Source organism: Neobacillus sp. C211 (genome assembly GCF_051842875.1).
Taxonomy (GTDB): Bacteria; Bacillota; Bacilli; order Bacillales; family Cytobacillaceae; genus Neobacillus.
Genome location: NZ_JBPXRO010000009.1, coordinates 158,846 through 168,458, shown reverse-complemented (window position 1 = coordinate 168,458; position 9,613 = coordinate 158,846). Strand labels below are relative to the sequence as shown.

Genomic DNA, 9,613 nt, shown 5'->3' with positions numbered 1-9,613 from the left:
GGTGCCTGACACCCTTCTTTTTCTAGAGTATCTCAATCTTTAAGGAATTCACCTGGGAGACGAGGAGTTCTTCGTATTCTTTTTGGGCTTGGTAGTAGATTTCTTGTTCGCCTGCTTTTGGGTTTTCTTTTTTGACTTTTTCAATTAAGTCCTTTTGCACCTTCTGGGACATGACAATCATTTGATATTGCTGTTTTTCCGTCGCCCAAAATTTCTCTGCACCGTACTCATTGATTAGCTTTTTAGCGGATTCGAACTGATTATATTGTTCGCGCGCTTTGAGGAGGGCTGTATCCACTTCCGTCTCAGCAGCTTTATGGCCCTTTTCATCCGCCAGTAAGGCCATCGCACGGAGGCGGATAATTTGCGTTAATAATTGATTTTTATCCTCAAGTGTTTTTTCCTGGGAAACTAAATAAGCCAATTCTTCCTCTAACTGTTTACCCGTGTATTTTTTCTGGGCGCTCTCACGGTTGATTTCCAGCTGTAACTGGTTAATAAACTTATAGAAGCTGACATCTTCATTGGTAATCCATTCGCCGTTGATGATGGCGACACCTTTTGGCTTAGTCACATGTAGATCGATGACTTTCTCTGCCTTTTTACCGTCTTTTTCTAATGTAAACGCGGCCTCATATTTACCGCCCATCGGCAGATTCACTTTGCCGGAGTAGGTCCCATTTTTGCCTTCCACAAGCTTAACATCATAGCTGCCATGGTCCATATTGGTCATCGATAATTGGGCAGCCACGTCGAGACCTTTTACGGCCTTGTTGTTTTCGGTTACTTTTATTTCAAAGGGCAACGCTGTGTCCTTGACGAAATAAAGGTCCTTCGTCACTGTTACCTTATAGTCAGGGCCTGAACTGCATCCTGTGATTAAGGCAATCAGCAGAAGCGAGCTAAAGATAATCCGTGTCTTCATGAACTGATTCCTCCTAAATTATGAGTTTGTAAGAATTCATCTACTGTAAACTTTTCCATTTTTCCATTGTCCAAATAGGCGACATGGGTGCAAATCTGCTTGATTTCATCAAGATGGTGGGAAGACAGCAGAATCGTTTTATCATGGAGTGAACCAAGGACCTCCAAAATCTCTTTTCTTCCGAGCGGGTCGATGCCGCTCGTCGGTTCATCCAGAATGAGCAGGCTTGAATTCTGATAAAGGGTGATTGCTAAACCAAGGCGCTGCAGCATCCCTTTGGAATATTTCTTCACTTGAACATCACGGTCCTCCCACAAGCTGACTGAGCGAAGCACCTGCTCGATCCGTTCCTGGTTGGCCATCTTGGTCACAGCTTCTGCAAAGAAGGTGATATTTTCAAGACCGGTCAGCATCGGATATAGCATGAATTTTTCCGGCAAATAAGCAATCGTCTTTTTCCATTCATCATTTTTCTTGTTAACAGCAGTCCCGTTAATCAAAATTTCCCCTTGCTTTACTGGCAGTAACCCTAGCAGACTATTGATGAACGTTGATTTTCCGGCCCCGTTGCGGCCAACAAGGGCACATATTTCGTTCGGGTTAATGTCTAGATTGATGGAATCTAAGACATTTTTTTTTCCAAACGATTGGTTTAAATTCGTTACTTTGATCATTCGTACCCCTCCTTACGATTGAAAACAATCGCTGTTAAAAACGAAGTGATAAGCCAGAACAAAAGATTTCCGAGCAGGAAGAATACAGGTTTCGTCCACATAAACGCTTGTAAGAGCCTTGACATATGGCCAAAGGAATATACCCCCGTGCCTGTTTCTAGAAACATTCGAATCGCTTGAAGCGGATTTAAAAAGTAGACGGAAGAAAATAGTTTCACATTTTCATGGGTGACATCAGGTAAGAACGACAGCAAGATAAAATCATGTAAGAAGAAAAAGTAAAACCAGACGAAGATCGTAAACCCTAAAATCTGCATCCGCGAGCGGCTAAAGCTGCCGATGGCCGCACCTATTTGCAGGAAGACGAGACTCATACAAACAATTGCTGCCACAAAGATAAAATAGCCCTTTATATCGAGTTGGAAATTAAATTTTAATAGGAACAAATAGATGAAAAACCACGTAATCAGCGGGACAAGGACGACTGCATAAAGCCCAAGGCTTTTTTTAATTAGGAAGCTTCCGAAAGAGTCTGTCTTTGTCAGCAGCATGATCAATGTTTTTTGTTCCTTTTCTTGAAAAATCGAGAAGGCCCCGATAAATAGGCATAGAATCGGAATAAAATAGATAATCGTATCAAACAAGTTGATTAAGAGCACATAAAAGCCTTTATCAAATGAAAGGGCTGAGGAACGAAATAAAATCGCGATTGAAATGAGAACAATAATACTTAGACTTAGCCAAAGCCCTTTTCCTCTTATATTTTCCTTCCATTCCTTCCAAATGTAATGCATAGTAGGTGTCTCCCCTTTATTAAAATCCCCACAATTAGTAAGCTGACAATAAGGAAAATAGCCTTCGTATGTGTTCCATTTGACGCTGTTAATGGGTGTTGGTCATTAAACATAATGGCTTCGTTTGTAAGTGCAGCATTCATCTTTTCATATATCTTCAGGGCCGGACTTTTTAAAAATAAATAGGATAATTCTTGGTCCTCCATTAATTGATATAAAGAGGAACGATAGGTTATTGGAAAATCCCCAATGCGGTCTTGGTCTAAATCGGTAATCGGGAACGAGCTGCCCCAGTCATTCCCTTTGCCATCCTTGCTCCAAGAATTATTCTCACTATTGCCGCCAAGAGTTACCGCAGGAATCGTATTTTCGGAAATTTGATTTAATGTAAATACTTGATCATTGGAACTCGCCCATAGTTCAATCCCGATTTGGTTTTGAACAATTTTGTTGTGACGAAATTCGTTTCTTGTCGCTTGATCGATATACAACCCACGCTGGTTCATGTAAAAGATATTATTGGCGATAAAATTATCATTGGCTTGAAGGAGTAATAGGCCAAATGATTGGTTGCCGTAGTTAACGATAAATTGATTATCCTCGAGCTTCAAATGATTGGAGTTCATAATGGCTGCGCCGCCGGTATTCATCGTAAAGGTATTTTTCTTAAAAATGTTTTCGTCGGAATACATGTAATGCAGTCCATATCTTGTGTGGCTGATATTATTTTCATAGCTGTGATTGTTGTTGGCATACTCAAAGAACATCCCGTCCCGGGTGCCTTCAATGGTATTCTTTTCAAGCAGATTATCATTTGCATAATAAACGTGAATTCCATTTCCCTGCTCGGCGATTTTGCCCTTGCCCATTCCCTTAATATGGTTTGCACGAATCGTATTATCGTGAGCCTGGCTTAAATATATGCCGTGAAAGGAGTCGCGGATGTTGATATGTTCGACGACGTTGCTGTTTGTATAAAAAATCTTGATGGCCGCGTATTCCTCAGCAGAGTTCCGGTTCATACTTCCGTGCGTTACTGTTAGATGGCTCAGCTTCACATGAGGGGCTTTAATGGAAATGACATTTCCCGTTCCGTCGCCCTTAATGACGGTTTTAGGTGAGCCAATAATCGTCATTGCCTTGTTGATGACAATATTGCCCTGATAGGTTTTATTTTCAAGCTGTAATACCGCCCCATCTTTCAGGCTGTCGATGGTTGCTTGTAAATTTTCGGCTGCCAGCTTTTTCTCAGGGCTCATCAGTAGAAATAGAGAAAAAATGAAAGATAAGAGCGCAGTTTTTTTCATTTACTTTCGATCCTTCCATAAAGGAATTAATAATAGGATAAACGCAGCAATCACCAAATATGTTCCGAGGCCAAGCAGGCTGGTGGTTTGAAAGTTCGCTACAGTGTTATGCCCTAAAATAGGCGGTACAAATGGATCCATTTTTATTGGTGCATCAGGACTTAAGTTGGTGCCAAACTTTTTCAGTGCATGTTGGAGGTCGAATACTCCTAGTCCGCCGCCAATTACAAATAGGCCGATTAATCCATATAGAACCGATTTTTTTCGTAGAAGGGCTGTTAATAGAGTTAGAGCTGCTAATCCTCCCACTAAATAGGGTAAATACGATAATTCAGGGAAGTTTTTTTCACTGAAGTTCGCCATCCCAATATAGTGGTTGAGACCATTGACAATATCGATTTCGCCTTCCAGCTTATTTGGGTAAACAATGATATTCAACCCTTCGGGATATTGCGGTGCAACAAAGACCATTTTCCACCATTGGAAAAACAATGAGATGACAATTAAAATAGTTGAAGCAGTTATTAATAATGAAGAAACCACTGATAACTTCTTAGTTTTACCCTTCATGTTAACATCGCCTTTATTATAAAGTGGAAGCGCCTTGCTCAGCCCCGACAAGCATAAGGCAAGCCCTTCAAGAAGGCGTTTTTTGCCTTCTTAAGGGATTGACTTATGACCTCGAGGGGCTAGGCGCTGCAACTAGATTTTATCGATAATAAGATTTGTAAACAGGGATGGGTATCAATCTCTTTAATTGATACCCATCTCCAACATATTATTTCTTAGGTTTTACAAGGAAGTAACCGTTCATTTCTTGGTGGAGCGCAGAACAGAAGTTTGTACAATAAAGTGGGTAGGTTCCCGCTTTATTCGCGACAAATTCCATTGTGTTGGTTTGTCCAGGCTGAACTTCCATGTTTAAGTTATAGCTGTTGATGGCAAATCCGTGTGTAATATCCTCATCGAAATCAATATTCGTCAGATGGATGGTGACGTGATCTCCTTCATTCACTTCAATGACGTCTGGTCGTTTTGCTTTTGCATCAAAGATGAATTTCGAACGCATCGCAATACCGTATACGTCAACTTTGTTTCCATTGCGGACGATTTTCGTATCACTCTGCTTGTAAACGGCTTCCTTATTCTTGACATCCTTAGGATATACATTAATCGTTTTAATCTTATCGGCTTTAATCATTTGTGCATAGTGCGGTTCAGGGTCTACTGGTGAAGATTGGATGACCTTCATCTTCCCGCTGATATCAATCAATTGCATCGATTCAGGATGGGAAGGTCCAACAGACAAGTAGCTGTCTTTAGCAATCTTGTTTAATGCAATAATCCATTTTCCATCTGGTGCAACGGTATCACCTTCTGCAGAAACAGAATGTCCTGGGGAATATTGAACAGGCACTCGGTCTAATGTTTCACCTGTATTTGGATCCCATTTCACGATTTCAGAAGAAATGAACATCGTTGTATAGGCCATGCCTTTGTCATCAAATTGGGTGTGAAGCGGTCCTAAAGCATTTTCAGGGTTTACTTCTCTTTCCATTACTGATTTGTAATTAAGTACTGGAATTCCGTTCCGTTCACCAGCGAAGTCTTTGTTTTCAACCGCTTTAAACGCTTTTTCAAACGAGAAGACAGTCATTGTCGGTGCTAATTTTCCTGAAGCGATGAACTGCTTGCCATCTGGTGTGACGTCGACACCATGTGGTGATTTAGCGACAGGAATTAAATAAATTCCGCCTTTTTGTTTTTCAGGGAAAATCATTTTTTGACCGCCAACATTTTCGTACTTGCCTTCCTTGACCATCTTCGCAAGCTCTTTCCAGTTAAAAAGAACAATATAGTCACGGTCAGCTTGTGATGCGTTGATTTCCATGTTTGTAGTTGCTTCCTCTGTATTGTAGGTCGTCATAACGGCCCAATCCGCAGAGCTCTTTTTACCAGCGTCGGAAAGGTCATAGGACCATGGCGGAAGAGCCACTTGATAAGCAATACCTAGTTTTTGATTCTTTTCATTAAAGGTTACAGCAGACATAACACCGCGGTATTGTGTGCTGAAGTCATCTAGAGATTCATACTTCTGGCCAAGCGGAACGGCGAAACGTGTTGGCAGGAACATGTACTCTGTATTTTCTGTTACGAATGCTGCACAGTGTGGGCCGGCAGTGTTCGGAACTTGAATGATATCTTTCGTCGTAAATGTTTTAAGGTCTACAACAGCGGCACGGCTGTTTCCTACATCAGTAGCAAACATATATTTTCCATCATAGTCGCCCTTTGTTTCTGAAAAGGCTGGATGGTGAAGGTCACCCCATGTATAGTCGCCCATCATTTTTTTTGAATGTTCATCGAAACCGTATCCTGTGGCGGAATCTTGGGAGAATACAGGAATCGTTCTAATTTTTCGCATCGACGGAACCCCATAAATAAACATTTGGCCGGAGTGACCGCCAGAGGCAAATAGGTAATAATCATCCTTTTGACCGAATGGCACATACACCTTTTCTGCATCGCTCTTAGTGCTTGAAGAAGCTTCAGTATTCGTCTTTGCTGAGAAATCGGCAAAAGAAATCGTTGCTGCAACAAACCCAGCTAAGAGACCCGATGCAATTGGAATCCATTTTTTCATCTAATTACACCACCTTTTTATTTTTCAGAAGCTTGTTTAAGTAGTTCTAATACTTGCTTGCGTTCTTCATCTGATAATGGATTTTTGCCAATAACGCCTGACATAACGGCAGAAGTAGGCGCCTTCAGGAATTCTTCAATCGGCTTGCCATGTTTCCCTTCCACGTTAGCAAACGCTTGGGAAAGGTCCGGTCCTACGGCACCGCCCTTAATATTTAATGCTTCAACACTGTGACAGCCAAGACAGCCCTTCTTGTTAAGGATGTTATCCTCATTAGCTGAAACGGTTGTTGCTTCCTTTGCATCCGTACTTTCTTCTTTGGCAGCAGCAGTTTCGGTTGTTTCTGTTTGGGCCACCTGAGGCTGTTTTTCGGAATCCCCCATGATCACGCCAAACACTAAGTAGCCAAGTCCAAAGCCAAGTAATGCACAGACTACAAAACTAATAATGGCTTTATTCACTTTTTTCCCTCCCTTTTTATATAAAATGAACACCTTCATCCTAAACGCTCAGGAGGGAGAAAAATGTGACCTACCTCACACCTTTTTGGTAGATTTTGAACGTTATGTGAAACCGATTGTTACAATTGGCTTTATAACAATGAACATTTTGTGAATTTCGTCACTACTTCAGCGGATGGAGTTGTTTACAATAGATGGTAAGTATTTATCAAAAGTAGAGTTCTATAAAGGGGAGGTGAGAAGGATGAATCGAGTCGATTGTTTAAAAGATCCGCATCTAGGAGTCTATCAAGAAGTAACACAAACGGATTTACTTCGAAAAATTGTTATTTTTAAGGATCTATCACAAAAGTCGCTTTCGATTATTGAAAAGAGGATTCAAACGCTGGAGTTGAAAAAAGGTGAACAGATCATTTCTGAGGCGGAGGTGGCCAAGGGGGTGTATTTTGTTCGCTTTGTACACTGCTGCACCGGGAATATTAACATTGAAAAAGCCCTTCGCTACGAAGGGCTTTCGTTTACTTATCAAATTTGTACGTCCAGAATCGTTCGTTGTTGATCCACTTCATCATTTGTGGGTCTTGATTTTTCAACTTCTCCTCCATACCAATAAACATCTGCTCTGTTTGCGAGCGGTGAGCTTGGATGGCAGCCAGCTTTGTTTCTACGACGGGGCTAATATCATTGACGATGTTTGGTTCTCCAATTTCGTCTACACAATTATTCGAAAAGGCGACACAGTGTAAGGTTGGCCGCACGGCAGCGGGCATCTTCCCAACTGCCCGAACAACCGCCGCACCGGTGGCATCATGGTCAGGATGAACGGAATAGCCTGGATAAAAGGTAATAATAAGGGAAGGATTGACTTCCTCAATCAAAGCTAACATTTTGTTGGCGAGTTTCTCTTCGTCTTCAAATTCAATCGTTTTATCACGGAATCCAAGCATGCGCAGGTCTTGAATGCCCAACACCCGAGCCGCTTCCTTCAATTCCTCTTTCCTAATTTTCGGCAGGTTTTCGCGATTGGTAAACGGGGGATTCCCCATGTTGCGTCCCATTTCTCCTAAGGTTAAACACGCATAGGTGACAGGAGTGTCGTTCTGTACATGGGTCGCAATCGTCCCAGACACACCAAATGCCTCATCATCAGGGTGCGGAAAAACGACCAAGAGGTGACGTTCTTTTTCCATAAATCATTCTCCTTTCGGGCCTTGCCTATTATTCAAAGGTTGTGTTAAAGGTTATTGTTGATATCTTAGCCATGTTGATTGGAGCGGAAGGCACGAGACTCCTGCGGGAGGGCGGGGCCGAGGAGGCTCCCCGGACCGCCCGCGGAAAGCGAAGTGCCTGGAGCGGAAATCAACATGCAAGTATAACACAGCCTATTCAAAAGGGGTGCTGGAAATCTCCAAGGCAACCGCTAGTTTTCCTGCATTATCATGACCGGCTAAAAGCAGATGATTGTCTTCATCTATTTCGTAATGTGTAATCCCTTCTGCATAAATCCAGCCAAGGTTGATCTTCAGACCAACCCGAAACGGGCCATTCCCTGTTATTTTTCCTAATTCATAACGGACAAGCGCATTGCGGATGAAAGCACCAGCGGAAAAAAATGATTGGTCGTTATGTGATGCATAGGCACCGTTTGTCGTTTCAAGGTGTATGTAGACATCTTTATTGGCAAAGCTCGTAATCGCAGCCTGTGCGCCTTTCATATCAATAGGTTCCAAAGTGCAACCTCCTTTCCCTTTATAAATAGAATGATTATGTCTAATGTCTATTTTAGTTAATAATGTAACTATCATACTAGAATCAGGAAAAAAATGCGAAATCAATGCTCGGTGCCTGACACCAAAGGGTCACGGTGCCTGACACCAAAAGAAAGAGCCGATCAATCGACCGGCACTTTTCTCTACGGTTATTCAACACAATCTTCACAGTACTCTGTTTTTGAAAATCCACTGCGGTAAGCACCATGCCAGGTCGGACCGACATATTGGTTTAGCTTGAAGCCTTGCTGGATGGCGGCTGTAATAAACTCTTTCGCGACATCGACAGCATCATAAACGGATTTCCCTTTGGCTAATTCTGCGGTAATCGCCGATGAGTAGGTACAGCCTGCACCGTGCGTGTAGGTAGTTGCAAACTTTTCAGACTCATACAGCATAAAGTCCTTTCCGTCATAAAGCAGGTCAACTGCTTTTTCTTCGGATTGGAGCTTGCCGCCGCCCTTAATCAACACGAATTTTGCCCCTTGCTCGTGGATTTTTACCGCTGCTTCCTTCATTTCCGCAACAGTACGCGGAGTCTTCATCCCTGCAAGCTGTCCGGCTTCAAACAAATTGGGAGTAACTACCAGTGCGCGTGGTAAGAGGAACTCGCGCATCGCATCGGTCGTTTCTGGATTTAAGACCTCATCTTCCCCTTTGCAAACCATAACCGGATCAATGACGACACGCTCCAGTTTATTTTCATCAATTTTTCGCGCCGCTAATTCGATAATTTCAACCGTACCAAGCATGCCCGTTTTCATTGCATCAATTCCAACAGAAAGAATCGTTTCTAATTGAGTCTCAAGGGTATCAACCGCAATCGGAAACACGTTATGGTGCCAATGGTTTTTCGGATCCATCGTCACAATCGATGTCAGCGCCGTCATTCCATAGACGCCAAGCTCCTGAAATGTTTTTAAGTCTGCTTGAATTCCTGCGCCGCCGCTGGTATCAGAGCCCGCAATCGTCATTACCTTTTTGATCGTCATATGTATCCTCCTTCGCATCTAAAACCTTCTACTTATTATAGAACAAT

The 9,613-nt window shown here is 42.4% G+C and carries 11 protein-coding genes; 1 reads left to right on the top strand and 10 read right to left on the bottom strand.

What is annotated here, in order from left to right:
* Positions 1-22 precede the first annotated feature (22 nt).
* From ACSU6B_RS11130 to ACSU6B_RS11100, 7 genes are all read right to left on the bottom strand, one after another.
* Positions 23-925 carry a FixH family protein gene (locus ACSU6B_RS11130; RefSeq protein WP_410885173.1) on the bottom strand — a complete coding sequence of 301 codons (903 nt, stop codon included), beginning with the start codon at positions 923-925 and terminating at the stop codon, positions 23-25.
* Complete coding sequence (locus ACSU6B_RS11125) at positions 922-1,599, bottom strand: ABC transporter ATP-binding protein (RefSeq protein WP_410885171.1); 678 nt, start codon at positions 1,597-1,599, stop codon at positions 922-924. Before ACSU6B_RS11125 ends, ACSU6B_RS11130 begins: the two co-directional genes overlap by 4 nt.
* Positions 1,596-2,393, bottom strand: coding sequence for an ABC transporter permease (locus ACSU6B_RS11120; RefSeq protein WP_410885169.1), 798 nt, complete (start codon positions 2,391-2,393; stop codon positions 1,596-1,598). The genes ACSU6B_RS11125 and ACSU6B_RS11120 overlap by 4 nt, the downstream gene beginning before the upstream one ends.
* Positions 2,357-3,700 (bottom strand): nitrous oxide reductase family maturation protein NosD, encoded by a 1,344-nt coding sequence (gene nosD, locus ACSU6B_RS11115; RefSeq protein ID WP_410885167.1) that lies wholly within the window; start codon positions 3,698-3,700, stop codon positions 2,357-2,359. The genes ACSU6B_RS11120 and nosD overlap by 37 nt, the downstream gene beginning before the upstream one ends.
* Positions 3,701-4,270: a hypothetical protein gene (locus tag ACSU6B_RS11110; RefSeq protein ID WP_410885165.1), complete on the bottom strand. Its 570-nt coding sequence runs from the start codon at positions 4,268-4,270 to the stop codon at positions 3,701-3,703.
* 208 nt (positions 4,271-4,478) lie between these two features.
* Positions 4,479-6,344, bottom strand: a complete 1,866-nt coding sequence (nosZ, locus tag ACSU6B_RS11105; protein WP_410885163.1) for a Sec-dependent nitrous-oxide reductase — start codon at positions 6,342-6,344, stop codon at positions 4,479-4,481.
* A 17-nt stretch (positions 6,345-6,361) separates the two neighbouring features.
* Positions 6,362-6,805 (bottom strand): cytochrome c, encoded by a 444-nt coding sequence (locus ACSU6B_RS11100; RefSeq protein WP_215001456.1) that lies wholly within the window; start codon positions 6,803-6,805, stop codon positions 6,362-6,364.
* A 244-nt stretch (positions 6,806-7,049) separates the two neighbouring features.
* On the opposite strand from ACSU6B_RS11100, the gene ACSU6B_RS11095 reads away from it, so the two are divergent.
* On the top strand, positions 7,050-7,364 hold the full coding sequence (locus tag ACSU6B_RS11095; RefSeq protein WP_410885161.1) for a hypothetical protein: 315 nt from the start codon (positions 7,050-7,052) through the stop codon (positions 7,362-7,364).
* Here ACSU6B_RS11095 and bshB2 read toward each other — a convergent pair.
* The 3 genes from bshB2 to pdxK all read right to left on the bottom strand — a co-directional run bounded on the left by bshB2 (position 7,324) and on the right by pdxK (position 9,566).
* On the bottom strand, positions 7,324-7,995 hold the full coding sequence (gene bshB2, locus ACSU6B_RS11090) for a bacillithiol biosynthesis deacetylase BshB2 (RefSeq protein ID WP_410885159.1): 672 nt from the start codon (positions 7,993-7,995) through the stop codon (positions 7,324-7,326). The genes ACSU6B_RS11095 and bshB2 overlap by 41 nt on opposite strands.
* 192 nt (positions 7,996-8,187) lie before the next feature.
* Positions 8,188-8,520 (bottom strand): YojF family protein, encoded by a 333-nt coding sequence (locus ACSU6B_RS11085; RefSeq protein WP_098932519.1) that lies wholly within the window; start codon positions 8,518-8,520, stop codon positions 8,188-8,190.
* Between the two features lie 203 nt (positions 8,521-8,723).
* A complete protein-coding gene (pdxK, locus tag ACSU6B_RS11080) occupies positions 8,724-9,566 on the bottom strand; it encodes a pyridoxine/pyridoxal/pyridoxamine kinase (protein WP_410885157.1) in 843 nt (280 codons plus the stop codon).
* Positions 9,567-9,613: the final 47 nt, after the last annotated feature.

Coding starts and splice junctions, on each gene's coding strand:
- ACSU6B_RS11130 (WP_410885173.1), bottom strand. CDS start 925: ATGAAGACACGGATTATCTTTAGCTCGCTTCTGCTGATTGCCTTAATC.
- ACSU6B_RS11125 (WP_410885171.1), bottom strand. CDS start 1,599: ATGATCAAAGTAACGAATTTAAACCAATCGTTTGGAAAAAAAAATGTC.
- ACSU6B_RS11120 (WP_410885169.1), bottom strand. CDS start 2,393: ATGCATTACATTTGGAAGGAATGGAAGGAAAATATAAGAGGAAAAGGG.
- nosD (WP_410885167.1), bottom strand. CDS start 3,700: ATGAAAAAAACTGCGCTCTTATCTTTCATTTTTTCTCTATTTCTACTG.
- ACSU6B_RS11110 (WP_410885165.1), bottom strand. CDS start 4,270: ATGAAGGGTAAAACTAAGAAGTTATCAGTGGTTTCTTCATTATTAATA.
- nosZ (WP_410885163.1), bottom strand. CDS start 6,344: ATGAAAAAATGGATTCCAATTGCATCGGGTCTCTTAGCTGGGTTTGTT.
- ACSU6B_RS11095 (WP_410885161.1), top strand. CDS start 7,050: ATGAATCGAGTCGATTGTTTAAAAGATCCGCATCTAGGAGTCTATCAA.
- bshB2 (WP_410885159.1), bottom strand. CDS start 7,995: ATGGAAAAAGAACGTCACCTCTTGGTCGTTTTTCCGCACCCTGATGAT.
- ACSU6B_RS11085 (WP_098932519.1), bottom strand. CDS start 8,520: ATGAAAGGCGCACAGGCTGCGATTACGAGCTTTGCCAATAAAGATGTC.
- pdxK (WP_410885157.1), bottom strand. CDS start 9,566: ATGACGATCAAAAAGGTAATGACGATTGCGGGCTCTGATACCAGCGGC.